The following is a 25,280-nucleotide window of genomic DNA, read 5'->3' as shown; positions in this document are numbered from 1 at the left end:
GGAGAGGCGACCATGCCATTTGCAACCGACCCACCCGCCCGGGTATCCGTAGCTCCATGGAAGGCGCGCCGCCATGAAGCCGGACCCGCAGCACGAACGGGCCCTCGTCGAGGCCGTGCTCGCGCGCGCGCCGGGGGCGTTCGAGCGGCTGGTGCGCGAGTACGAGGGCCTGTGCTGGCATTGCGTCCATCCGATCGTGCGGCATGCCGACGACGCGCGCGACGTCTGCCAGGAGACGTTCCTGCGCGTGTTCCGCCACCTCGGCCAGTACCGCTTCGAGAGCCCGCTCAAGTTCTGGATCGCGCGCATCGCGCATTCGATCGCGCTGCGCCACGTGCAGCGCGAGCGGCGCATCGGCGGCGACGCCGTGCCGGTCGCGCCGGACGACGACGCCGCGGACGCGCCCGCGCGCGAGGACGAGATCGATGCGTTCGATTTCGAAGCCGCGTGCGACGACGAAGCCGCGGCGAGCCGGCTGCACGCGGCGATCGCGCGGCTCGCGCCGATCCAGCGCAGCCTGCTCACGCTGTACCACATCGAGGAACTGTCGATCCCGGACATCGCGGCGATCACCGCGTTGCCCGCGGGCACGATCAAGAGCCACCTCTACCGTTCGCGCCTGCGCCTGCGCGAACTGCTCGAAGCACCGACGGGAGCCGCGCGATGAACCGCCGACCGCACGAACACGACCAGGACGACGCGACGCCGATCGACGAACGCGAGTGGGCGCTGCAGGAACAGGCGCTCGAGGACGAACGGCGCGGCACGCCACCGACAGGTGATCCGCGCCGCTTGCACTATCGCGTGCTCGCGCGCCGGCTGCGCGCCCTGCCGGATGCGGCGCTGCCGTCGAACTTCGCCTGGGAGACCGCGCAGGCGGTTGAGCGGCGCGCGCGCGCGGAGGCGCGTGCGTTCGCGCGGTTCCGCCGTCGCCTGTACGTCGCGTTCGCGCTGGTCTACGCGAGCTGCCTCCTGCTCGTGGTCGCGCTGTCCGGCATCGATGCCGTGCTGCCACTGCGAGGCGGGTCGTCGCTACGCTGGGTCGTCGCGCTGTTCGCCTGCGTCGGCGTGTCGCTGCTGCTGCGCGGAGGAGAAAGGAGGAAAACGGGGTCAGAGTGACTTTCGGGCGACGCGATCGCGCTTACCGTGAGCCCGTCTTCCGAAAGTCACTCTGACCCCGTTTCCCCCTACTTCGCCGCGGGCGTTTCGCTCGCCGCCGCCTGCGAGCCGATGTTCTTGTCCAGGAACGCGACGAGCTTCTTGAACAGGTCCTCGGCGTGGTCCTCGTCGTAGAAGCCGTGGCCTTCCGTACGCTGGTACAACCACTCGTAGGGAATGTCCGCCTTGTTGAGCGCCGAGCGCATCGCTTCGCCCTGCACCGGCGGCACGCGCCAGTCCTGGCCGCCGACGACGAGCATGACCTTGGCCTTGATGCGGTCCGCATGCGCGGCGGGCGAGCGGTCCCACAACTGTTCGCCGTTTTCGCCGAGCACCATCTTGAGGTAGTTCTCGCCGGCGGAAAACTGCGGGATATCGCCGCGCGTGTACATGAGGCGCAGGTCGTACACGCCGACGTAGCCGATCGTGCAGCGATAGAGATCGGGCTCCTTCACCGCGCCCTCGAGCGCGGCGTAGCCGCCGTAACTCGCACCGAAGATGCACGTGCGCTTCGGGTCGGCGATGCCCTGCTCGACCGCCCAGCGCGTCGCGTCGGTGACGTCGTCCTGCATCTTGCCGCCCCATTCGCGGTAGCCGGCCTTGAGGAACTCGTTGCCGTAGTTGCCCGAGCCGCGGAAGTTCACCTGAAGCACGGCGTAGCCGCGTGTCGCCAGTACCTGCACGTAAGGGTCGAATTCCCAGCTGTCGCGCACGCCGTAGGGGCCGCCGTGCACGAACACCACCAGCGGCAGGTTCTTCGCCTGCTCCTTGCCCGGCGGGCGCGTGAGGTAGCCGTGCAGCGGCAGGCCGTCGCGCGCCTTCAGCGCGATCGGCTCCATTGCACCCATCTGCTCCGGCTTGATCCACGGCCGGTTCGCGAGCAGGAAGCTCGCCTTGTGCGTCTTCTCGTCGTAGAGGAAGAACTGGCCCGGGTTGCGATCGCTGCTGACCGAGAACACGATCCTGCTGCCGTCGAGCGTCGCGCTGGTGATGCGCACGTCCTCGCCCGGGAACTGCTGCAGCAGGCCGGCGAGCAGCTTCGCTTCCGGCGCCTTCGCGTCGATGAGCGTGGTCGCGGTGCGGTCGGGCATCGTGCGCAGCGCGATCGCGTCCTTGTCGTCGGCCGACGGCACGAGTTCGAGCGGGCCGCTGACGGTACCGCTCCACAAGGTCGACAGCTTGCGCGCGGCGACGTCCCAGGTGCAGATGCCGCCGACGCCCTTGCTGCCGCCGCAGTCGAAGTAGACCTTGTCTTCCTTGCGGTTGAAGCCGAGCGGGCGCAGGCGCTGGTGGTCGTTGCCCTCGTCGAACAGCAGTTCCCACTTGGCCTCGTCGCCGGAGCGATACCAGACCTTCTTCGCCTGGTCGACGTCGGTGCCGAACGCGAAGCGCACGATGCCGTGGTGATCGGTGATGAAATCGGCGTCGCGCAGCGGCGACGTCGTCACGGGCATCGTCACGCCGGTATAGAGGTCGATCTTCTCGACCGTCGGGAACACGCCGTTGGTGCTGTTGAACGAATAGGCGGCGATCAGCGCGTGCTTGGGGTCGTCGCGCAGCGGATCGACCAGGGTCGCGTATGCGCGCCGGCTCGTCGCGTGCGCGATGTGGGTCGCGCCCTGATTGCCGGCGCGATAGCCGAACAGCACGCCGTCGCCGGTACCGTCGGCGTTGACCGCGTAGAGTTCGCCGGTCTGCACCGGTGTCTCGAGTGCGCCGCCGCGCTCGCCGATCGTGTACATGACGCGATCGGGCGCCACCCACCAGAACGACGCGAGTTCGCGCGTGTCGCGCGGGCGCAGGTTCGCGCCCTTCATGTCCGACAGGCGGATCAGCGACAGCACCGCCTTGCCGTCGACGACCGCGGCCGCGGCGAGGTAGTCGCCGTTCGGCGAGATCTTCACTTCGCGAAACTGCTCGTGGCGCGCGAAATCCGCGTACGGCACCACCGCCGGCGCGGCGGCCTCGGTCGCTTGCGCAGGACCCGCGATCACGGCCGCGAGCGCGGCGAGTATCCCCAGATGGCGTGACGTCATCGAACCTCTCCCTTGATTGCCGGATCCGGCCACGCCCGCGCGGTGCGCGCCCCCATGCGGGGCCGGATCATTCCGTTCTACCACAGGCGTGCGGCACCGCGAGTCGCACTGCAACACGCTCGCGCTATTTCGCCGCCGCCGGCGCGCGTCCGTAGCGATCCTCGAGGCGCACGATGTCGTCCTCGCCGAAATAGTCGCCGCACTGCACCTCGATGAGGTGGATGTCGCGGTCGGTCGGGTTCTCGAGGCGGTGCACCGTGTTCATCGGGATGTAGGTCGACTGGTTGCGCTGGAGCAGGAACTCCTCCTCGCCGACGCGCACCTTCGCGGTGCCTTCGACCACGGTCCAGTGTTCGCTGCGGCGATGATGCAGCTGCAGCGACAGCACGTGCCCGGGCTTCACGGTGAGGCGCTTGACCTTGCAGTCGTCGGCGTCCTCGAGCACGGTGTAGCTGCCCCACGGGCGGTGCACGGTCTGGTGCACGCTCGCGGCGGCGTGGTTGGTCGCGCGCAGGCGCTCGACCACGAGCTTGACCTGCTGCGCACGTTCGCGGTGCGAGACGAGCACGGCGTCGCCGGTGTCGACGATGACGAGGTCCTGTACGCCGACCGCGGCGACCATGCGCGCGTCGGACTGGATGTAGCAGTTCGTGCTCTCGACCACGATCGCCTGGCCGCGCACGCGGTTGCCCTGGTCGTCGGCTTCGGCCTCGAGGTCGCTCATCGCCTTCCACGAGCCGATGTCGCTCCAGTCGAACGTCGCCGGCACGACGGCGACCTTCGGTGCGCGCTCCATGATCGCGTAGTCGATCGAGATGTCCGGCTGGGCGAGGAACGCCTCGCGGTGGAACTCGATCGGGCTTTCGTGGTTCATCGCGTGCGCGTGGCAGGCCTCGGCCGCCGCCAGCACGTCCGGGCACACCGCAGCGGCGACCGCGAGCAGCGCGTCGGCGCGGAAGCAGAACATGCCCGAGTTCCACACGTAGTCGCCCGAGGCGACGTAGCTCTCGGCGGTCTGCAGGTTCGGCTTCTCCACGAACGCGTTCACCACGCGCCCCAACGCCGCCTTCCCTTCTCCCGCCTGCGGGAGAAGGTGCCCGGAGGGCGGATGAGGGGAAGCGTCGTCCATCGACCTCTCGATCGCCGCCCCCATGCGGATGTAACCGAACCCCGTCTCCGGATGCGTCGGGCGGATGCCGAACGTGACGAGCCAGCCGTCCTGGGCGAGCGCGGCGGCGCGGCGTGCGTCGGCGACGAACGCGTCGAGGTCGCGGATGAGGTGGTCGGCGGGCAGGATCAGCAGGGTCGCGTCGGCACCGACGCGGTCGCGCGCGTGCAGCGCGGCGAGCACGACCGCGGGCGCGGTGTTGCGGCCGGCGGGTTCGAGCAGGAACGGCAAGGTGTCGAGGTTCGCGCCGTCGTGCTGCGCGTACTCGTCGCGCGTGAGGAAGTAGTAGTCGCGGCCGGTCACGGTGAGCACGGTGCCGTCGTCGGCGCAGCGCAGCGCGCGATCGAGCGTCTTCTTCAGCAGCGACTCGCCGTCGCCCATGCGCATGAACGGTTTCGGGTAGGCGCTGCGCGAGACGGGCCAGAGGCGGGTGCCGGCGCCACCGGACAGGATTACGGGGACGAGCATGGTGTTCGGAACTCCTGCACCGGCAGGCGGCCGGCGCTTCAAGCCCGGCCGCGACGCGTCACGCCGGGCCGGCGGGCGCGAATTCGTCGAGGACCTGGTCCAGACCCGCGCGCCAATCGGGTAATTGTAGCCCGAATGCGCGTTCGAGCCGGGCGCCGTCGAGCACGGACCAGGCCGGCCGGCGCGCACGGGTCGGGAACTGCGCGGTGGTGATCGGCACCACCCGCGGCGCGCGCGCGATCAGGCCGCGCGCGGCGGCGCGCTCGACGATCGCGCTCGCGAAGTCGTACCAGCTGCACTGCCCGCTCGCGACGAGGTTGAACACGCCATCGTCCGCGGTCGACACGGATCCGGCCCGCGTAGGGTGGGACGCAGCCGCGAAGCGGCGAGTCCCACCATGGGCCACGGCCCCCTGAAGTTCGCCGAGCACCGTTGCGGTCACCTCCGCGATCCACCGCGCCGGCGTCGGCGCACCTCTCTGGTCGGCGACCACGCGCAGCTCCTCGCGCTCGGCCGCGAGGCGCAGCATCGTGCGCAGGAAGTTGTGCCCGTGCGAGGCGTACACCCACGCGGTGCGGAAGACCAGGTGCGACGCGCCACTCGCGGCGAGCGCCCGCTCGCCGGCGAGCTTGCTGCGCCCGTACGCGCCGAGCGGCGCGGTCGCGTCGTCCTCGCGGTACGCGCGCGGCGAACCGCTGTCGTCGACGATGCCGCGGCCGTCGAACACGTAGTCGGTCGAATAGTGCACGACGTAGGCGTCGTGCGCCGCCGCCCACGCACCGATCTCGCCGACCGCGCGATGGTTGACGCGGTCGGCGAGGTCGGGCTCGTCCTCCGCGCGATCGACCGCGGTGTAAGCGGCCGCGTTGATGATCGTCTTCGCACCGGCCTCGTCGAGCGCGCGCGCGAGCGACCCGACATCGGCGAGATCGGCCGCGACACAGGGCGTGCCGTCGGCGAGCGTGCCGCTGCGCGTGGCCATGACGAGGCGCCGGTAGCCGAGGCGGCGTCGCGTCTCGAAGCCGACCTGTCCATCGGCCCCGAGCAGCAGGATGCGATCTGCGAACATGCTCATGCCTTCAACTGCATTCGACGGCAAGCGATCGTGGGAGCGGCGGAACCGCGATGCTTGGCGGCGCCTGGAAACCCGAAGAGCATCGCGGCTTCCGCCGCTCCCACATTGCTTCGATCGGCGCAACGCGGGTCATGGATACGTCGGCAGCTTGTCGCGCGGCACGTCGGCGAGGAACGGCGCCTTGGTGTCCTTGTCCGACAGCGACGGCTCGGCGATCGGCCAGCCGATCGCGAGCGCGGCGTCGTTCCAGCGGAGGCCGGCGTCGCTCGCGCGGTCGTACAGCGCGGTGCACTGGTAGACGAAGGTCGCGTACTCGGAGAGCACCGCGAAGCCGTGCGCGAAGCCTTCCGGCACCCAGAAGTGGCGCTTGTTCTGTGCCGAGAGGATCGCCGCGGCCCAGCGGCCGAACGTCGGCGAGCCGACGCGGATGTCGACCGCGACGTCGTACACCTCGCCTTCGAGCACGCTGACGAGCTTGCCCTGCGGATTCGGCCACTGGTAGTGCAGGCCGCGCAACACGCCGCGCGCGGAGCGCGACACGTTCGACTGCACGAACTCGAGCGCGTAGCCGGCGTCGGCGAAACGCTGCTGGTTGAAGCTCTCGTAGAAGAAGCCGCGCGCGTCGCCGTGCACGGCCGGCTCGATCACGACGCAGCCCGGGAGTTCGGTCTTGATGATTTTCAAGGAATACGGCCCTGTTTGACCATGCGCTGCAGGTATTGCCCGTAGCCGTTCTTGGCGAGCGGCGCGGCGAGGCGCAGCACCTGCTCGGCGTCGATCCAGCCGTGCTGGAACGCGATCTCCTCCGGGCAGCACACCTTGAGGCCCTGGCGGTTCTCGATCGTCTCGACGTAGTTGGACGCCTCGACGAGCGACTCGTGCGTGCCGGTGTCGAGCCAGGCGTAGCCGCGACCGAGTTTCTCGAGCATGAGCTGGCCCGCATCGAGGTAACGACGGTTGAGGTCGGTGATCTCGAGTTCGCCGCGCGGCGACGGCTTCAGCGCGGCCGCGTGGTCGCACACCGTGCCGTCGTAGAAGTAGAGCCCGGTGACGGCCCAGTTCGAGCGCGGCTGCGCGGGCTTTTCCTCGAGGCCGATCACGCGGCCGCTCGGGTCGAACTCGGCGACGCCGTAGCGCTCCGGATCGCGCACCCAGTAACCGAACACCGTCGCGCCCTCGCTGCGCGAAGCGGCGCGGGCGAGCTGCTCGGTGAAGCCGTGGCCGTAGAAGATGTTGTCGCCGAGCACGAGGCAGCTCGGCTCGCCCGCGACGAACTCGCGCCCGATTAGGAACGCCTGCGCGAGCCCGTCCGGCGACGGCTGCACCGCGTAGCGGATCGAGATGCCCCACTGCGAACCGTCGCCGAGCAGGCGCTGGAACAGCGCCTGCTCGTGCGGCGTGTTGATCACCAGCACGTCGCGGATGCCGGCGAGCATGAGCGTCGACAGCGGGTAATAGATCATCGGCTTGTCGTACACCGGCAACAGCTGCTTGCTGACTGCCTGGGTCACCGGGTAGAGCCGCGTCCCCGAACCGCCCGCGAGGATGATCCCGCGCCTCGTCGTCATCACGTTACTCCGATTCTCTGGAAGCAAAAGCAGAAGATTGAAACACGAAGGACACGAAGGACACGAAGGAAAAGCAAGCGATTCAAAGATTGAAACACGGAGCACACGGAGCACACGGAGGAAAAGCTTTCAAACAGGAAAAGCTTTTCCTTGCCTTGCTTTCTCCGTGTGCTCCGTGTGCTCCGTGTTTCAGGCTTTTTCACGGATTCTGCTTTTCCTTCGTGTCCTTCGTGTCCTTCGTGTTTCAATCTTTCCGCTCTTGAACTTCAAACACCCAGGCGTTCCATCCGGTAACTGCCGTCGAGCACGCGCTGCACCCACGGCTGATGGTCGAGGTACCAGTCGATCGTGCGCGCGATGCCCGTTTCGAACGATTCGGTTGGGCGCCAGCCGAGGTCGCGCTTGATCTTCGAGGCGTCGATCGCGTAGCGGCGGTCGTGGCCGGGGCGGTCCTTCACGTAGCTGATCAGCGATTCGCGCTTGCGCCCGTCGGCGAGCGGACGGCGCTCGTCGAGCAATGCGCAGATCGTCTTCACGACGTGGATGTTCTCGCGCTCGGCGTCGCCGCCGACGTTGTAGACCTCGCCGACGCGACCGATCTCGAGCACGCGGCGGATCGCCGCGCAGTGGTCGCCGACGTAGAGCCAGTCGCGCACGTTGCGGCCGTCGCCGTACACCGGCAGCGGCTCGCCCGCGAGCGCCTTCTGGATCATCAGCGGGATGAGTTTCTCGGGGAACTGGAACGGCCCGTAGTTGTTCGAGCAGTTCGTCGTCAGCGCGGGCAGGCCGTACGTGTGGTGGAACGCGCGCACGAGGTGGTCGGACGCGGCTTTCGACGCCGAATACGGCGAGTTCGGCTGGTACGGCGAGTCCTCGGTGAAGCGGCCGATCGGACCGAGCGAGCCGTACACCTCGTCGGTCGACACGTGCAGGAAGCGGAACCCGTCCTGGCGCTCGAGCGGCAACGCGCGCCAGTAGGCGAGCGCGCATTCGAGCAGGTTGAGCGTGCCGACCACGTTCGTCTGCACGAACGCGGCGGGGCCGTCGATCGAGCGGTCGACGTGCGATTCGGCGGCGAAATTGACGATCGCGTCGGGTGCGTGTTCGGCGAACACGCGCTTGACCATGCCGGCGTCGCCGATGTCGCCGTGCACGAACACGTAGTCCGCGCGCCCTTCGATCTCGGCCAACGTGTCGCGATTGCCGGCGTAGGTGAGCGCGTCGAGGTTGACGACGCGCCAGCCGCCCTGGGCCAGCGTGCCGAGCACGAAGTTGCCGCCGATGAAGCCGGCGCCGCCGGTGACGAGCAGGGTTTTCATCCGATCCACGATCCGGGAGGGAAAAAGCCGGTGATCCGGCTCGTTCGTATCGTAGCGGCAGGCGCCGGGGAACGCGAATCCGGGGTCGCGCGGCCCGGATCCGGCCACAGGTCATTGATGGCCGGATCCGGCGAGTGCGGCCGCGCCGGCGACGCTAGCATCGTCGTCGAACGGCCGCCGTGCGGCCTGCCTTCCGACGAACGAGACGACCACCATGCCCCTGCCCGCCCTGGCCGCGACGGCCGCCCTGTTCACCGCCGCCGTCCCGTCCGGCGCCGCCGCCGACATCGCCCAGCTGATCGCCACCGACAAGCGCATGCAGCGCGCATTCGTCGAGCGCGACCTCGAGGCGTTGCGCGAGATCTTCACCGACGACTACGTGCTCGTCGTCTCGAGCGGCACCGAGCGTACGAAAGCGGACATCCTCGCCGAGGTCGCGTCGCCCGAGAACCGCTGGGAGGTCAACGAAAGCAGCGGCTGGGCCGTGCGCGTGCACGGCGACACCGCGATCGTCGTCGCGACCCTGCACCAGAAGGGCGTCGACCACGGCCAGCCGTTCGACAGCCACGTGAAGTTCTCCGATACCTACATCCGCGACCAAGGCCGCTGGCGCAACGTGCATGCGCATGCATCGCGAGCAGTCGACGTGAAGCCCGCGGGCGACTGACCGGTCCCGCCGCTGGAAGATGCCGCTGCGACGACCACCAAGAACCGTGCCTGAACGCGCATGCCCCACTAGGCGTGCGCGTTCACCGCGCGTGCGGGAACGCAGCTCTATCGTCCGGCTCCAGCTCGCGATCCGACCAAGTCTGGGATGACCTCCAGGGGTGGCCGGTACGGAAGGAGGACGTGAGCTGACCAGTTCCCCTGGGCGCATGGCGCGTGCATCGGCACGCGCCGTCCCCCGCCTGCGGCCGATCGTTCCCCGGTCCGCCGCACGACTGCCCCGCAGCCGCACGTCGCGAGACGCCGGAGCACTGCGGGGCCATTTTTTTCCCGGCCGCACGTGATAGGCGCCGCGGCGGTTCCGCGTATGGGCTCGGAGGGGGCGACATCGACGCCTCGATACGTACGACGCACTTCGTCGTATGATCGCCGCGCTCCGCGTTCCCCGTCCCGTCGATTGCTGAGGAACCGTCATGCAAAGTCCCGACCGTTTCGCCCGGCGCAGGTCCTGGCCGCTCGCCCTCGTGCTCGCGTGCGCCCAGGGCGCCATCGCCGCACCGTATGCCGCCAACGCGCGGTTCGAACCGCTCCATCTCGAGTCGCAGCGCGGCTGGCTCGATGCCGACGCCGACACGGCCGCGCCGAAGGCGACGCCGGCCGAGCCACGCGGCGCGTCGCGCGACGCGATCGTCGCGGCCGCGCAACGCGCGCTCGCCGGCGACGCCAAGGCGTCCGCGGCGGACGCGCCGACGGTCGCCGCGCGCGTGCATGCGACACGTTACGGTCCGTACGTCGTGCAGTTCCCGCAGGCGGTCGACGGCATCGAGGTCTACGGTGCGCGCGTCGCGGTGTTGCTCGACCGCGCGCTCGAGCCGAAGGCGATCGGCGGCAGCCGCAGCCCGCACGCGGCCACGGCGTACGCGCGCGGCTTCCACGGCGATCCGCTGCGCGCGTTGCGCATCGCGGCGGGCGCGATCGACGGCCTGCTTGCGGCGAGCCCGATGCGCGAACTCGACGGCGACCGCGCGGGCGCGACGCGCTACGCGATCGAGCGTTCGCCGACGTTCGTGCCGAACCGCGCCGCCAGTGTGAAGCCCGTGTGGTATCCGGCGCGCGACGCACTGCTGCCTGCGTACCGCATCGAGATCGTCGGCCACCGCCCGGGCGTCGGCCGTCTCGACGCGCGCGCGCTGATCGTGTCCGCCGACGACGACCGCATCCTGTCGAGCACCGACCTCGTGCACGACCTCGTACCGTTCTCGTACCGCGTGTTCGCGAACGCCGACGGCGTGCCGTACGTCGACCCCTACGGCTTCACGAACCCTTACCCGACGCGCCTGCCGAGCGGCTACCTGCCCGACGTGCCCGCGCCGATGAACGTCGTCACGGCGAGCCACGCGGGCATCAGCACCGGCGATCCCTGGCTCGCCGACGACGCCACCGAGACGTCCGGCAACAACGTCGACGCGTTCTTCAACGCCGACCTCGTCGACGCCGACGGCTACTGCACGTACGCGTCGGACGAGCAGTTCCGGCCCGAGGAAGGCGACTTCCGCGCGCCAGCGAGCGGCCCGCACGCGTTCGACTACGCCTACGACGCCAACGACACCTTGAACGACTTCGTGCAATGCGACGGCGACGGACTGCCGCAGCCGATCCCGACCACCTCGCCGCAGCTCGACGCGAAGATCGTGCAGGCGTTCTACGCGACCAACTGGCTGCACGACCTGTTCTACGACCTCGGTTACGACGAGCAGGCCGGCAACATGCAGGTCGACAACTACGGCCGCGGAGGCATCGGCGGCGATCCGCTGCTGGTCTCGGCTGCGTACGCGGGTACCTTCACGCTCGTCTCGGAAGACGACGGCAACACCAACGGCGCGCTGTTCCTCGGCGCGAACGTCTATTCGCGGAGCAACCGCGACGTCAGCGCGCTCGACTTCGGCGTGCTCGCGCACGAGTGGTCGCACACGATGTTCGGCCGCCTCACGCGCATGTCGTACGCGGGCCAGCAGGGCGCGCTCAACGAGGGTATCGCCGACTTCGTCGGCCTGTTGCTGAGCGTGCGCGCCGAAGACCGCGACGCGATGCCGGATCGCCCGCCGTTCTACGGCAACTACGCGATCGGCGCGTACATGAACCGCGATTACGACTTCCCGCGCGACCCGTTTCCCGCTGCGGGATCGCCCGGCCACCCAGACGACACGTACTACCACGGCATCCGTCGCTTCCCGCACAGTGCCGACCTCGCGATCAATCCGCTCACGTTCGCCGCGATCGGCATGGACCACCCGCTGCCGGACAGCCTACGCGGCTACGACTGGAAGCTGCGATCGCTCACCAACGCGGAGATCCACACCGCGGGCGAAGTCTGGACCGAGGCGCTCTGGCAATGCTCGCGCGGCATGCTCGCGGCGGCCGCGCCGTCCCGGTTCGAGGCGACGCGCAACCGCTTCCTCGCCGACCTCGTCGCCTCGCTCAAGCTCATTCCGGCCGATGCCGACTACCTCGAGGCGCGCAACGCGCTGCTCGCGGTGATTCGCGCCGACAGCGAAGCGGACTACCGCCGCTGCCGCAGCGGCTTCGCCGAGCGCGGCCTCGGCGCGGGCGCGGTCGCGCCCGACCGCTACTCGGTCGACCTGCGCGGCGCGATCGAGAGCTTCGCCGACGCCGAGCGCGCGCTCGGCATCGTCGACGCGCAGCTCGTCGAAGCGGACGGCGACGGCGACGGCGTGCTCGACCGCGGCGAAACCGGCGTGCTGCGCGTGACGCTGCAGAACACCGGCTTCTCGCCGCTCGGCGCGGTGCGCGTGAAGGTGCGTGCACGCGCGGGCGACTACGTGTTCCCGCACGGCGCGGTCGAGAATTTCATCGCGCTCGCGCCGGGCGAACGCCACACGGCGGAGTTCGACGTGCGCGTGCAGAGCCGCGCGGGTGCGGTCGAGCTGCCGCTCGCGATCGACGCCGGCGACCGCAGCCACGGCGAAGCGCAGGCGCATCGCGACGCCGCGTTCCGCGTCAACTACGACCTCGTGCTAGACCGCAGCGTCGACACGCTCGCGGCGGCACCGACGTTCGCGGCGGACTGGACCTCGGGCCTCGGCGAGTCGGACGCGCCCGACTACTGCTACGTCTACTGCGGCACGCACTGGCATCGCGACGCCTACGCGAACCGGCCCGCCTACGTGATCGGCGACGTGCACGCGGCGATCGACGCGCATCTCGCGACCCGGCCGTTCACGGTGTCGGCGAGCGCGCCGCTGCGCGTCGTCGTGCGCCACGACTACGCGTTCGACCGCCTGCCCGCGGACACGCGCGCGCGGCCCGGCAGCGGCACGCTCGAAGTCAGCGTCGACGGCGGCGAGTGGACCGAGGCGGACGCCTACCTCGTCGCCGGCAGCGCGACGTTCGCCGGCACGTCGTCGGGCTGGCACGACGACATGCTCGACTTCGGCACTTCGCTCGCGGGCCACGTCGTGCAGCTGCGCTGGCATGCACGCATCGACGCCGGCTACTTCGAGCACTTCAGCCACTGGGCGATCGCACGCGTCGAAATCCAGGGCGCGGCGCAGCCGATGTTCAGCCGCGTCGTCGCCGACGCCCACTGAGCGTCGTGGAATGAAGCGACGCGACCGGCCCCGCCGGTCGTGTCGCCCACCGCGCATTGCCGCCGCTGTCGGAGGCAGCGACGCATCGTCGTCGTCGCTCGTCGTAGCCATGGTCGAAGGCATCGGCGAAGGGGCCGGCGGATGAAGCGGATGCACTGCAATGCCTGCAAGGCACGCCTCGCGGCAGGGTGCCTCGTCGCGGTACTGCCCTTCGCGGCGCTCGCGCAGGCACCGCCGCCCACCACGCCGGGCGAGGTGCGCATCGTCGACGACACCGGCGCGCCCGCGATCTTCATGCCCGAACTCGAAGCCGCGCTCGCGCGCGCGCGATGGGAGCGCGTGGCGACCGCCGCGACGACGAATGCGCGCATCGACGTGGGCATCGTCTTCCACGTCCTCAGCGGCCCACTCGGGGAAGGCGATCTCGACGACGAGCTCGTCGCGCGCCAGCTCGCGGTCGTCAACGATGCGTTCGACGCCGCCGGGTTCCGCTTCGTCGTCGCCGCCGTGCGCCGCTATCCCGATTCGCCCTACTTCGCGGGCGGATGCTTTCCGACGACCGAATCGGGCCTGCGCATGAAGGCGGAACTCGCGGTCGAGCCGAAACGCTTCGTCAACGTCTACTCGTGCCGGCTCGCGCTGCCGTACATCGCCGGCTACGGCACGCTCCCCAACGAATTCGCCGAGGACGATCCGCGCCATGGCGTCGTCATCGACCATGCGAGCGTGCCCGGCAGCCCCGCCCCGTTGTCGCTCGGCCATACGCTCGTGCACGAGCTCGGCCACTACTTCGGTCTGCTGCACACGTTCCAGGGCGGCTGCGTCGCCCCCGGCGACGAGGTCGCGGACACGCCGGCGGAGGCGATCGCCGGCTTCGGCTGCGCGACCGGCCGCGACAGCTGCCCGCAGGACGACGGCGACGATCCGGTCGAGAACTTCATGGACTACAGCGACGACGCGTGCACGAACCACTTCACGCCGCAGCAGGGTGAGCGGATGCGCGCGCTCGCGGCGATCTACCGACCCGGCCTCGTCACGCCCGTCGACGCGCCGACACCGCCGCGCGCGCACTCGAGCCATCGACGACCGTGACCCGCGCCGCGTGCGCGAGTCGCGCGCGCGGCGTCTGGCATCGCGCACTCAGTGCTGGTCGCCGCGCAACGTGTCCTGCGCGTAGATCGCCACGTGCGGCTCGCCGTCGGCGCCGATCCAGCCGCGGTACATGCCTTCGGTGTTGAACGGCAGCGCGAACGAACCGTCGCTCGCGAGCGCGATCGCGCCGCCGTCGCCGCCAGCCTTCGGGATGTCGCCGTTGATGACGCCGCGCGCGGCGCGCGCGATCGATTCGCCCGACAGGCGCACGCGCGCGCAGATCTCGTGCGCGGCCGCGTCGCGGATGTAGAACTCGCCCCAGCCCGTGCCCGACACCGCGCAGCGGTCGTCGGCCCACGTGCCCGCGCCGATGATCGGCGAATCGCCGATGCGGCCGTAGCGCTTGTTCGTCATGCCCCCGGTCGAGGTGCCCGCGGCGAGGCGGCCCTGCACGTCGAGCGCGAGCGCGCCGACGGTGCCGAAGTAGTTCCTGCCGACGTCGAGCAGCGCGACGCCCGCGGCTTCGTCCCTGAGCGCCTTCTGCAGCTGCTGCCAGCGCTTGTCGGTGCGGAAGTACTTCGGATCGACGAGGGTGACGCCCTGCTCCTTCGCGAACGCCTCGGCGCCGGCGCCGACCATCATCACGTGGCGCGACTTCTCCATCACCGTGCGCGCGAGCAGGATCGGGTTCTTCACGCGATGCACGCCGGCGACCGCGCCCGCCTTGCCGCTCGCGCCGTCCATCAGCGCCGCGTCGAGCTCGTTGCGGCCGTCGTGGTTGAACACCGCACCGCGGCCCGCGTTGAACTGCGGCGCATCCTCGAGCACGGTGATCGCCGCCGTGACCGCGTCGGCCGCGGGCTTGCCCGCGACGAGCTGCGCGTGACCTGCGCGCAGCGCGGCCGCGAGCGCGGTGCGCGCAGCGTCCTCGTCGGCCGGCGTCATCTCCTTGCGCTCGACGCCCGCGCCGCCGTGGATGACCAGCAGCGGCGAGGCCATCGACACGAGCACGCCGTCGCGCACCGCGTAATGGCGCTCGAACATCGGCGTGTCGACGCGCCCGTCGGGCAGGTGCAGCAGCGAACCGGTGCCGACGCCGATCGTGTCGACGCGCGTCTGCTGCATCGGCTTGTCCTCGGCCTGCGCGACGAAGCCGCCTTTCACGACGGTCGCGCCCGCACCGGGCGCGGTCGCGTACACGCGCGCGTCGCCGTCACCGTCGACCGCGACCGCGGCATCCTCGTCGACGCCGAGGCCGAGCAGCGGCCGTCCGGCGATCGACTCCGCCTTGGCGACGAACGCGATGAGCCGGCCGAGCCGGTTGCGCTCGCTGAAATGCGTGTCGGTGACAATGCCCTTGAGGCGTTCGAGGTGGAGGAAGTCCGCCTCGATCGTGTTCTCGGCGCCGAGCGGGTCGGCGAGCGCGCGCGGGCTGATCTGGCTGCCGCCGTCCATCGCGCCGTAGAGGTATTCACCGAGCATCGCGAGGCCGGCGCTGGTTCCGCCGAGCGGCTTGCCCGCGCGCACGTGCGCGTCGAGCGCCGCGCCGACCGGCGTGCCGCGCCAGTAGCGCACGTAGCGCGACTGGTCGCCGCCGCCGATGAAGATGGCGTCGGCGCGCTTGAGGCTGCGCAGGATCGCCGCATCCGTCGACGCTTCGCGATCCTTGAACACGAACGTCTCGACCGACGCGATGCCGCCGACGTCCTTGTAGAACTCCTCGCCGATCTCGCCCGCCTGCGACGCGCGCAGCACGACGACGTGGCCGTTGCCGGCACGCTGCATGAACCAGCGCAACGCGTCGAAGTTGCGGTCGCCGCCGCCCATCAGCAGCAGGCCGGGCTGCACGCGACCAGGCGTCTTCGCCACCGTGTCGCCGAGCACGTAGCGATCGTAGTGCGCGGCGGCGTGCGCCACGCCTGCGAACGCGCTGGCGAGCAGCACGCTCGCGATCCATCGGTATCCGGCCGTCACGCGCATCATGCCGCCACTCCTCGTCGAAGGCGCAGCGGATCGCTGCCGCTTCGTTAGACGAACCGCCGACCGGCTTCCCCCATCGCTGTCCCCTCTCCCGCTTGCGGGAGAAGGTGCCGGAGGCGGATGAGGGAAGGCCGCGTTAGGCCTTCGCAAAGCTTCCCTCACCCGCGCCTTGCGGCGCGACCTCTCCCGCAGGCGGGAGAGGTGACATCCTGTGTCCCTTGGTACAGTGACCGCATGCCGACCGACTTCGATGACTGGTTCGTCCGCGAGATCCTCGTGCACGAGCGCGCGCTCGCGCAATACCTGCAGCGCTGCTGGCCGCATCGCGACGAACTGCACGACCTGCGCCAGGAGGTCTACGCGCGCGTGTACGAGGCGGCCGCGCGCAACCGCCCGGCGTCGCCGCAGGCGTTCCTGTTCACGACCGCGCGCCACCTCATGACCGACCGCGCGCGTCGCGGCCGCGTCGTGTCGATCGAGCCGGTGGGTGATTTCGAGCCCTCGAACGTCTATCTGGTCGACGACGTGTCGCCCGAGCGCTGGGTGGGTGCGCGCCAGGCGCTCAAGCGGCTCGCCGAAGCGCTCGACCGCCTGCCCGACCGCTGCCGCGAAGTGGTGTGGTTGCGGCGGGTCGAGGAACTTCCGCAGAAGGACGTCGCGCGACGCCTGGGCATCAGCGGCAAGACCGTGGAAAAACACCTGGCCAAGGGGATGCGCCTGATCGCCGACCACTTGTACGGCGGCATGCCGCCGCGCGACGGCGAAGCCCCGGCATGGACGGCCACCGACGAGGACGACGGCGATGCACGACAGCAGGCGGATTGAGCAGGCCGCGGCCGAATGGCTCGCGCGCCGCGACCGCGGCGACTGGAGCCCGTACGACGCGCGCGCACTCGAGGACTGGCTGTGCGCGTCGACGCGCCATCGCGTCGAGTTCCTGCGCCTGCAGGCGGCGTGGCGCGAAGCGGGTCGCCTGCAGGCGCTCGCCGCCGGGCTCCCCGGCGACGAAGTGCCGCCACGCGGCGCGTGGGTGCTCGGCCCGGTCGCGCACGCCACGCACGCGCACGATGTCGCCGCGGCAGGCGCGGCGACGCCGATGCGCGCGCGCCGCTGGCGTCATGCGCTCGCGGCGGGAGTCGCGCTCGTCGCGACCGGCGCGGCGCTCTGGCTCGGCTGGCAGCTCGGCGGCCGCTCGGAAGCGGACTACGCGAGCACGCTCGGCCAACTGCGGACGGTGACGCTCGCCGACGGCAGCAGCGCGGTCCTCAGCAGCGACAGCCGCCTGCACGTGCGCATGACGCGCGGCGAGCGCGACATCGAACTGCTGCAGGGCGAAGCCTATTTCGACGTCGCGCACGATGCGGGCCGGCCGTTCGTCGTGTCGGCCGACGGCCGCCGCGCGATCGCGGTCGGCACGCGCTTCTCGGTGCGCCGCGACGCACAGGACGTGCGTGTCGTCGTCACCGAAGGCAAGGTGCGGCTCGACGCGCCGCCCGGTGCCGACGGCCGCGCCACGCCGGTGTCGCTGCTGCCCGCGGGCAGCGTCGCGACCGCCGGGCGCAGCGGCGTGCTCGTGCGCTCGCTGCCGGTCGCCGAAGCGGAACGCTACCTCGAATGGCGCAGCGGATTCCTCACGTTCGACGACACCTCGCTGGCGAGCGCCGCCGCCGAGTTCAACCGCTTCAACACGCGCAAGCTCGAGCTCGCCGACGCCGGCGTGGGCGAGCTGCGCGTCGGCGGCAACTTCCGCTGGGCCAACCTCGACAGCTTCGTGAAGCTGCTCGAAATGGGCTTCCCCGTGCGCGCCGAGCGGCTGCCCGACCGGATCGTGCTGCACGCGCGCTGATCGCGCAGCGCCCGGACGTCGTCGCAGGGTGATGGGGGGATTGGGTCGTTCGTTCGTCCCGGTGATCGGGAAGGTGCCGTCCCGAGCACCCTGGGGAGTGTCGTCGATGCGTCGACCGTTGCGTATGCTGCTGCTCTGTTTCGCCTGCTCCACCGCGCTCGCGGCGCAGGCCCAGGTGTCCTCGTCGCCGACGACGATCGACCTGCCCGCGGGCGACCTCGCGACCGCGCTCAACACGCTCGCGCGCCAGTCGGGCACGCAGCTCGTCTATCGCGCCGACCAGCTCAAGGGCGTACACACGCCGGGCGTGCACGGCGCGACGTCGACCGAGCAGGCGCTCGACAGCCTGCTGCGAGGCAGCGGCTTCAGCGCGACGCGCGATGCATCGTCGGGGGCGGTGCTGATCGAGCGCGACAAGGCCGCGACGGAACGCCCGCCGGCGACGGCCGCACCGGCGAAGAGCACGCCCGCGAGCACGCCGGCGCCGGACGACAAGCCGGTGACGAAATTCGAGACCTTGCAGGTCACCGGGTCGCGCATTCCGCGCGCGCAGATCGAAGGGCCGGCGCCGATCACGGTGATCACGGCCGCGGAGATCAAGGCGAACGGTTTCACCACCGTACCCGACGTGCTGCGCGCGATGACGCAGAACGGCGGCGAGACGCAGAGCCAGCAGTCGGCGAGCGGCGCCGATTTCTCGCCCGGCGCGCAGCAGGTCGACCTGCGCGGACTCGGGCCCAACCACACGCTCGTGCTCGTCAACGGCCGCCGCATCGCCGACTTCCCGATGCCGTTCAAGGGCCGCAGCAACTTCACCGACATCTCCAGCATCCCGATCGGGATGATCGACCGCATCGAAGTGCTCACCGGCAGCGCGTCGGCGATCTACGGCTCGGACGCGATCTCCGGCGTCGTCAACTTCATCCTCAAGAAGCACATCGACGGCACGATCCTCGACGTGCGCGCAGGCACGACCACCGAAGGCGGCGGCTCATCGTTCGACGCCAGCATCGTCAGCGGCTTCGAGCACGGCGACTTCAGCGGCGTGTACAGCCTCGAGCTCACCTCGCAGAACCCGCTGTGGGCGTACGACCGCGACATCCAGGATTCCACGCTCGACGCGCCGACCGAAAGCGCACGCGCGCCGCGCCGTGCGTACCTGCGCACCGACGACACCGACACCTACCTCGATCCCGGCCGCGCGGCCTGCGACGCGCTCGCGAGCCAGAACCACGACAGCACCTACTACGCGTCGCGCCCCGGCTGGGGGCCGTACGATCCAGAACTCGACGACTACGGCCCTGGCTACTACTGCGGCAGCGACAAGGCGATCGGCTACGGCACGATCCTCAGCAAGCGGCGCGGCATCAACGGCTACGCGTCGCTGTCGTACGCGTTCGGCAACGGCAGCGAATGGTTCGCCGACATCCAGGCCGGGCACCACACGGTCGACATCTTCCGCGACGTCACGTCTTGGAGCTACATGGCACCCGACGGCAACGAGGAAGGCTACTTCTCCAACCAGGCGACCGGCGGCGTCGAGTTCTGGCAGCGCCAGTTCTCGCCCGAGGAAATGGGCGGCCTGAACCGCGGCATGATCGAGACGACGCAGCGCACGTTCGGCATCACCACCGGCTTCAAGGGCACGTTCGGCGAATCGTGGAACTACGAGGCGTCGCTGAGCCATTCGCGCTACGAGGCGACGATCAGCTGGCCGCAGATCGTCGCCGCGCGCGCGAATGCGCTGTTCCTCGGCGAGCAGCTCGGCGTGGACGAGGACGGCCTGCCGATCTTCGATGCCGACCCGTCGCGCCTGTACACGCCGCTCACGCGTGCCGAATACGATTCGATCGCCGCGCGCACGGTCTACCACCCGGAATCGGAAACGAGCACGGCTGCGTTCACGGCGAGCACGATCGACCTGTTCGCGCTGCCCGGCGGCGACGCCGGATTTTCCGGCACGGTCGAACTCGGGCAGCAGTCGTACGACCTCAATCCCGATCCGCTCGCGACCCAGTACTACTACTACAGCTGGCGCGACTCCGACGGCCACGGCAGTCGCAACCGCTGGGCGACCGCCGGCGAATTGCGCATGCCGGTGCTCGATTCGCTCGACCTCAGCGTCGCGGGGCGCTACGACCAGTACCGCTTTTCCGGGCGTTCCGTCGGCAAGGCGACCTGGAGCACCGGCCTCGAATGGCGCCCGATCGACAGCCTGCTCGTGCGCGGCTCGTACGGCACCGCGTTCCGCGCGCCCGACCTGCACTACGTCTACGCCGGCGTCGGCAACGACGAGACCTCGGGCATCGACTACTACAACTGCCTGCGCGACCAGGCCGAGGATTGCGAGGAGTATTCCGAAGGGCTGATCCGCACGCGCGAAGGCAACCGCAAGCTCGATCCGGAAACCAGCAAGTCCTGGACCGCGGGCTTCGTCTGGTCGCCGCTCGACGGCGTCGACCTCTCGCTCGATTGGTTCGACATCGACATGCGCAACCAGGTGCAGGACATGAGCGTCGATTCGATCCTGCGCGACGAAGCGTCGTGCCGCCTCGGTACCCTCGACATCGATTCGCCGACCTGCGTCGACGCGCTCGCGCGCATCACGCGCAGCAGCAACGGTTCGCTCTACGGCATCTACGTCAACCCGATCAACGTCGCGCGCGAAACCACCAGCGGCGTCGACCTCTCCGCGCATTACCGCTTCGACACGACGATCGGCCGCTTCACGCTGTCGGCCAACCACACCTGGGTCAGGCGCCACGACTTCCAGCAGTACGCCGGCGATCGCGTCGAGGACGAGTTCGCGCTCAACAGCGGTTTCGACATCCCGCGCACGAAGACCAGCGCGAGCGTGACCTGGGAGAAGGACGCGTGGTCGGCGACCTTGCACGGCGAGCGCCTCGGCCGCCTGCCGAACGGCTGGTCGTACGACCAGGTCTGGGAGGACGGCGATCCGGGTCCGACGATCGCGCCGACCTACCGTTTCAACGCGTCCGCCCAATACACGTTCGGCGACCACGCGCGGCTTTCGCTCGCGGTGACGAACCTGTTCAACAAGATGCCGCCGCGCGACCCGACCTACACCGCGTATCCGTACTACGACATCTCGTGGTTCGACGCGGTCGGCCGCACCGTCTACGTGCAGTACACGCAGAAGTTCGGCGGCAGCCCGTTGTGACGCGGCGCGAATCGCCGGCCGCGATCCGCCGTGCCGCTGCCGGTCCTGAACGAACGAGGGCGCCGAAGCTCACGCTTCGACGCCCTCGTCGTGTCGACGTTCCGCGCAGTGCTCAGAACGGAATGTCGTCGTCCTCGAAACCGCTGTCGGCCGGCGGCGCGGATTGGCGCGGTGCCGCTGCGGACGGCGCGCCGCGCGACGGAGCGGAACGCTCGCCGCGGTCGCGGCTGTAGCCGCCGCCACCGCCGCCTCCACCGCCGCCGCCGCTGTAACCACCACCGCCGCCACCACCACCGTATCCGCCGCCTTCACCGCCGCCACCGCCGCCGCCCGGGCCACCGAGCATCTGCATCTCGTTCGCGATGATGTCGGTCGAGTAGCGCTCGACGCCGTCCTTGTCGGTGTACTTGTCGGTGCGCAGCGAGCCTTCGACGTAGACCTGGCGACCCTTCTTGAGGTATTCGCCCGCGATCTCGGCGAGGCGGCCGAAGAACTTCACGCGGTGCCACTCGGTGCGCTCCTGCTGCTCGCCGGTCTGCTTGTCCTTCCAGCTTTCCGAGGTCGCGATGCGGATCGAGGTGATCGCGCCGCCATTGGCCGTGTAGCGCGTCTCGGGATCCGCACCGAGGTTGCCGACCAGGATGACCTTGTTGATGCCGCGTGCCATGGAGCGATTCCTCTGTTCGTGTAGCGTCCGGAAAGCGCCGAGAATAGCACCCCATGCGACCGGAGCCGCTTCCGCGGACCGCCGGATCGCGTAAGTCCGCGCCGCCGCTCGCTGTCCGCGAGTGCCGACGGCTCGCCGCCGCCCGCCCGCTATACTTGCAGGCCACCCCGGTCCGCCACAGGCCCCGCCTTGAGTTCTGCCGCCCCGCTCCCCGCCGTGCCGCGCATCGCGCGCCTCACCGACGTGCAGGCTTTCGCCGCCGCCGACATGGCCGCGGTCAACGATGTCATCCGCGCGCGCCTCGCGTCCGACGTGGTGCTGATCAACCAGATCGCCGAATACATCATCGGCGGCGGCGGCAAGCGCCTGCGGCCGATGCTGCACCTCATCGCCGCGCACGCGGCCGGCTACGCGGGGCGCGACCACCTGCCGCTCGCCGCGCTGATCGAGTTCATCCACACCTCGACCCTGCTGCACGACGACGTCGTCGACGAGTCGGACCTGCGCCGCGGCCGCAAGACCGCCAACGCGGTGTGGGGCAACGCGGCGAGCGTGCTCGTCGGCGATTTCCTCTATTCGCGTTCGTTCCAGATGATGGTCGAGCTCGACAGCATGCGCGTGATGCGCATCCTCGCCGACACGACCAACCGCATCGCCGAAGGCGAAGTGCTGCAGCTGCTCAATATCGGCAACCCGGACACGCACGAGCAGGCCTACCTCGACGTGATCGAGCGCAAGACCGCGGTGCTGTTCGCCGCCGCGACGCGCCTCGGCGGCGTGCTGGCCGGCGTGCCGGCAGCGCAGGAGGAAGCGCTCGCGCGCTACGGGCTCGACCTCGGCTACGCGTTCCAGATCGCCGACGACGTGCTCGACTACGCCTCGGACGCGGGCACGCTCGGCAAGAACATCGGCGACGACCTCGCCGAAGGCAAGCCGACCCTGCCGCTGATCGTCGCGATCGAGCGCAGTGCACCCGGCCAGGCCGACATGCTGCGGCGCGCGATCCGCGCCGGCGGCCTCGACGCGCTCGACGACGTGCTCGCCGCGATCCACGCCACCGACGCGCTCGACGCCTCGCGCCAGCGCGCGCACGCGTACGCCGATTCCGCGCGCGACGCGCTCGCCGCATTGCCTCGCTCGGACGCGCGCGACGCGCTCGCGGTGCTCGCCGACTACGCGGTCGACCGCACGAAGTAGGCCGGACGCCCATCGCGCGGCCGGCGTGATCGGGAGGCGTGCAGGACGACCTGCGGTCGCCCGGCCTACGATTTCGCCTCGTCGTCGACGTCGTCGCAACCGATGTCGCGGCCGCCCTGCTCGATGTCGCGGCGCGCCTTCGCGGCGAGCTTGCGGTAGCGCTCGCGCACCTCGTCGAGGTCCTTGTCCTCGAGCTCCTCGAGGTCGAGCAGTGCGTTGTGGGCGCCTTCGAGCGCGCGGATGAGCTCGTCCATCTTCACGTGCATCGCTTCGGCGTCGCGGTTCTGCGTGTTCTGGATCAGGAACACCATGAGGAACGTGACGATCGTCGTGCCGGTATTGATGACGAGCTGCCAGGTGTCGCTGAAGCCGAACAGCGGTCCTGTCACGCCCCAGACGACGACGATGACGACCGCGAGCAGGAAGGTGGCCGGCTTGCCGGTGGCGCGCGAAGCGCCGTTGGCGAAGCGCGTGAACCACGATTTCTTGGCAGCCATGGACCTGCTCCTCGCGTGCCGGGGATCAGCCCGCGAACACGTCGTCGAAGAATGCATGCATCTGGCGGAACGCGCGCTTCGCCGTGCGCTCGTCGTACTGGCAACCGGGGACCTCGCCATGCGCGCCCGGGATCGCGAAGCAATGCACCGCGCCACCATAGGCGATGAACTGCCAGTCGACCTTGGCGTCGCGCATCTCCTGCTGGAAGCCGGCGATCTGCTCGGGCGATTCGAACTTGTCGTCGGCGCCGTGCAACACGAGCACCTTCGCCTTGATCTTCTTCGCGAGCGATGCATCGTCGGTGGAGAGGTTGCCGTGGAACGAGACGACGCCCTGCACGTCGGCGCCGCTGCGCGCGAGGTCGAGCGTGGTCGCGCCGCCGAAGCAGAAGCCGATCGCGCCCCAGTGCCGGCCGTCGAGCGGCGCCTTGCCCGCCTGCGCCTTGAGCTGGTCGAGCGCGGCGTCGATGCGCGCGCGCAGCACGTTGCGGTCCTTGTACATTGCTTCGGTCGCGGCACCGGCCTGCGCCGGGTTCTTCGGGCGCAGGTCGACGCCGTAGACGTCGGCGACGAGGATCACGTAGTCCTTGCCGGCGATCTGCTTGGCGAGGTCGAGGTTGTCCGGCGTGATGCCGAGCCAGTCGGGCGTCATCACGATGCCCGGCCGCGGCGCCTGCACCGCGTCGTCGTAGACGAGCACGCTCTGCATCTTCTTGCCGCCGACCGCGTAGTCGACCGGGCGCGACACCATCGCCGCGTGCAGCGGCGAGACGAACAGGCAAGCGAACGCGAAGGCGAGCAGCGGGCGGAGCATGGCCTTGTCCTCGAGCGGCGATGGGTGCCCATCATAGGACGGCAAGCTGAATGTCGCTGCTACACTGCGCCGTCCCCACGCCACGGAGCCGCCGATGCGTCGCCTCAGCCTGATCCTTGCCACCCTCGCCGCCGGCGCCGGCATCGCCGCGATCGCGGCCGCCGCGGTCAAGCCGGAAACCGCGATCGCGTATCGCCAGGCCGGCTACACGATGCTCGGCTGGAATTTCGGGCCGATGGCGCAGATGGTGCGCGGCAAGGCGCCGTGGGACGCGGCCGAGTTCGCGCGCCGCGCCGAGCGCGTGGCGCTGATCGCGCCGCAGCTGCTCGAAGGCTTCCCGGAGGGCTCGGACACCGGCGCGACGACCGACGCCAAGCCCGAGATCTGGAAGAACATGGACGACTTCAAGGCGAAGATGGACGAACTCGTCAAGCAGTCGAAGCTGCTCGCCGAGGTCGCGAAGTCGGGCGACGAAGCGAAGATGAAGGACCAGTTCAAGCAGACCGCGAACGCGTGCAAGGCCTGCCACGAGAAGTACCGCAACGAGGAATGACGCGGACGCGCTGCGCGACGCGCGCCGGCGCGTGCGGGCGAGGGTCGATCACGACCCCACGAGTGCGCCGTCCACCTGCCGTGTCGATGGCGGCGCGCCCCGCTCGCCGGGCACCGAAGCTGCCCGGCCCGTCCGTTCGCCGTCGATCGAGCGACCACCCCCATGGCAAGCGATCTCGCCGTGCAAACGCTGGCGAACCTGCCGCCGACCGGCGCCCATCGCCGGCGGATGCGCCGTCTTCGCGCCCGGCGCATCGGTCCGATGCGATCGATACGTGAAGTAAACGGATTCATCACCCTTTTGTAGTGCGCTTGCGCGTGCCGCGGCGAACCATCGACGCCGACGGCGACGACCGTCCGTCCGCGCCGTGCACCGTGCCGGTGGCCG

Annotated in this window: 20 protein-coding genes and 1 pseudogene; 10 read left to right on the top strand and 11 right to left on the bottom strand. The window is 70.0% G+C overall.

What is annotated here, in order from left to right:
- Positions 1–73 precede the first annotated feature (73 nt).
- Both FHW12_RS17365 and FHW12_RS17360 read left to right on the top strand, forming a co-directional pair.
- Entirely contained in the window at positions 74–667 is a 594-nt protein-coding gene (locus FHW12_RS17365) for an RNA polymerase sigma factor (protein ID WP_182532314.1), read from the top strand.
- On the top strand, positions 664–1,119 hold the full coding sequence (locus tag FHW12_RS17360) for a hypothetical protein (RefSeq protein WP_182532313.1): 456 nt from the start codon (positions 664–666) through the stop codon (positions 1,117–1,119). The genes FHW12_RS17365 and FHW12_RS17360 overlap by 4 nt, the downstream gene beginning before the upstream one ends.
- Before the next feature lie 68 nt (positions 1,120–1,187).
- Here FHW12_RS17360 and FHW12_RS17355 read toward each other — a convergent pair whose 3' ends face one another.
- From FHW12_RS17355 to rfbB, 6 genes are all read right to left on the bottom strand, one after another.
- Positions 1,188–3,194, bottom strand: coding sequence for an alpha/beta hydrolase family protein (locus tag FHW12_RS17355; protein ID WP_182532312.1), 2,007 nt, complete (start codon positions 3,192–3,194; stop codon positions 1,188–1,190).
- Positions 3,195–3,318: 124 nt separating this feature from the next.
- Positions 3,319–4,830 (bottom strand): mannose-1-phosphate guanylyltransferase/mannose-6-phosphate isomerase, encoded by a 1,512-nt coding sequence (locus FHW12_RS17350; RefSeq protein ID WP_182532311.1) that lies wholly within the window; start codon positions 4,828–4,830, stop codon positions 3,319–3,321.
- 58 nt (positions 4,831–4,888) lie between these two features.
- A complete protein-coding gene (gene rfbD / locus FHW12_RS17345; protein WP_259393132.1) occupies positions 4,889–5,905 on the bottom strand; it encodes a dTDP-4-dehydrorhamnose reductase in 1,017 nt (338 codons plus the stop codon).
- A gap of 129 nt (positions 5,906–6,034) precedes the next feature.
- Complete coding sequence (gene rfbC / locus FHW12_RS17340) at positions 6,035–6,589, bottom strand: dTDP-4-dehydrorhamnose 3,5-epimerase (protein WP_182532310.1); 555 nt, start codon at positions 6,587–6,589, stop codon at positions 6,035–6,037.
- Positions 6,586–7,473, bottom strand: a complete 888-nt coding sequence (gene rfbA / locus FHW12_RS17335) for a glucose-1-phosphate thymidylyltransferase RfbA (protein WP_220484522.1) — start codon at positions 7,471–7,473, stop codon at positions 6,586–6,588. Before rfbA ends, rfbC begins: the two co-directional genes overlap by 4 nt.
- Positions 7,474–7,739: 266 nt before the next feature.
- Positions 7,740–8,792 carry a dTDP-glucose 4,6-dehydratase gene (rfbB, locus tag FHW12_RS17330; protein WP_182532308.1) on the bottom strand — a complete coding sequence of 351 codons (1,053 nt, stop codon included), beginning with the start codon at positions 8,790–8,792 and terminating at the stop codon, positions 7,740–7,742.
- 214 nt (positions 8,793–9,006) lie between these two features.
- Between rfbB and FHW12_RS17325 the strand changes: the two genes are divergently transcribed.
- The 3 genes from FHW12_RS17325 (at position 9,007) to FHW12_RS17315 (ending at position 14,158) form a co-directional block, all read left to right on the top strand.
- Positions 9,007–9,459, top strand: coding sequence for a nuclear transport factor 2 family protein (locus FHW12_RS17325; protein WP_182532307.1), 453 nt, complete (start codon positions 9,007–9,009; stop codon positions 9,457–9,459).
- A gap of 472 nt (positions 9,460–9,931) precedes the next feature.
- Positions 9,932–13,066 carry a M36 family metallopeptidase gene (locus FHW12_RS17320; RefSeq protein WP_182532306.1) on the top strand — a complete coding sequence of 1,045 codons (3,135 nt, stop codon included), beginning with the start codon at positions 9,932–9,934 and terminating at the stop codon, positions 13,064–13,066.
- A 150-nt stretch (positions 13,067–13,216) separates the two neighbouring features.
- Positions 13,217–14,158: a zinc metalloprotease gene (locus tag FHW12_RS17315; RefSeq protein ID WP_182532305.1), complete on the top strand. Its 942-nt coding sequence runs from the start codon at positions 13,217–13,219 to the stop codon at positions 14,156–14,158.
- Between the two features lie 48 nt (positions 14,159–14,206).
- Here the strand turns inward: FHW12_RS17315 and FHW12_RS21415 are convergent, their stop codons facing one another.
- On the bottom strand, positions 14,207–15,202 hold the full coding sequence (locus tag FHW12_RS21415) for an isoaspartyl peptidase/L-asparaginase family protein (RefSeq protein WP_259393140.1): 996 nt from the start codon (positions 15,200–15,202) through the stop codon (positions 14,207–14,209).
- Between the two features lie 180 nt (positions 15,203–15,382).
- Positions 15,383–15,943: pseudogene (locus FHW12_RS21410) on the bottom strand (cyanophycinase); the annotation flags it as partial.
- Between the two features lie 429 nt (positions 15,944–16,372).
- On the opposite strand from FHW12_RS21410, the gene FHW12_RS17305 reads away from it, so the two are divergent.
- From FHW12_RS17305 to FHW12_RS17295, 3 genes are all read left to right on the top strand, one after another.
- Positions 16,373–16,963 (top strand): RNA polymerase sigma factor, encoded by a 591-nt coding sequence (locus tag FHW12_RS17305; RefSeq protein WP_182532304.1) that lies wholly within the window; start codon positions 16,373–16,375, stop codon positions 16,961–16,963.
- Positions 16,941–17,984 (top strand): FecR family protein, encoded by a 1,044-nt coding sequence (locus FHW12_RS17300; protein WP_182532303.1) that lies wholly within the window; start codon positions 16,941–16,943, stop codon positions 17,982–17,984. The genes FHW12_RS17305 and FHW12_RS17300 overlap by 23 nt, the downstream gene beginning before the upstream one ends.
- A 106-nt stretch (positions 17,985–18,090) precedes the next feature.
- Positions 18,091–21,165, top strand: a complete 3,075-nt coding sequence (locus FHW12_RS17295; RefSeq protein ID WP_182532302.1) for a TonB-dependent receptor — start codon at positions 18,091–18,093, stop codon at positions 21,163–21,165.
- Between the two features lie 112 nt (positions 21,166–21,277).
- Here the strand turns inward: FHW12_RS17295 and ssb are convergent, their stop codons facing one another.
- Entirely contained in the window at positions 21,278–21,832 is a 555-nt protein-coding gene (gene ssb / locus FHW12_RS17290) for a single-stranded DNA-binding protein (RefSeq protein WP_182532301.1), read from the bottom strand.
- A gap of 267 nt (positions 21,833–22,099) precedes the next feature.
- Here ssb and FHW12_RS17285 point away from each other — a divergent pair, with 267 nt between their 5' ends.
- Positions 22,100–23,029 (top strand): polyprenyl synthetase family protein, encoded by a 930-nt coding sequence (locus tag FHW12_RS17285; protein WP_182532468.1) that lies wholly within the window; start codon positions 22,100–22,102, stop codon positions 23,027–23,029.
- A 65-nt stretch (positions 23,030–23,094) separates the two neighbouring features.
- Here FHW12_RS17285 and FHW12_RS17280 read toward each other — a convergent pair whose 3' ends face one another.
- A complete protein-coding gene (locus FHW12_RS17280; RefSeq protein WP_182532300.1) occupies positions 23,095–23,526 on the bottom strand; it encodes a low affinity iron permease family protein in 432 nt (143 codons plus the stop codon).
- A gap of 25 nt (positions 23,527–23,551) precedes the next feature.
- A complete protein-coding gene (locus FHW12_RS17275) occupies positions 23,552–24,340 on the bottom strand; it encodes a dienelactone hydrolase family protein (RefSeq protein WP_182532299.1) in 789 nt (262 codons plus the stop codon).
- A gap of 94 nt (positions 24,341–24,434) precedes the next feature.
- Here FHW12_RS17275 and FHW12_RS17270 point away from each other — a divergent pair, with 94 nt between their 5' ends.
- Positions 24,435–24,893 (top strand): c-type cytochrome, encoded by a 459-nt coding sequence (locus tag FHW12_RS17270; RefSeq protein ID WP_182532298.1) that lies wholly within the window; start codon positions 24,435–24,437, stop codon positions 24,891–24,893.
- The last annotated feature ends 387 nt before the right edge of the window (positions 24,894–25,280 follow it).

It is taken from the genome of Dokdonella fugitiva (assembly GCF_014138265.1).
GTDB lineage: Bacteria > Pseudomonadota > Gammaproteobacteria > Xanthomonadales > Rhodanobacteraceae > Dokdonella_A > Dokdonella_A fugitiva_A.
This window is presented reverse-complemented; position numbering and strand designations above follow the sequence as displayed.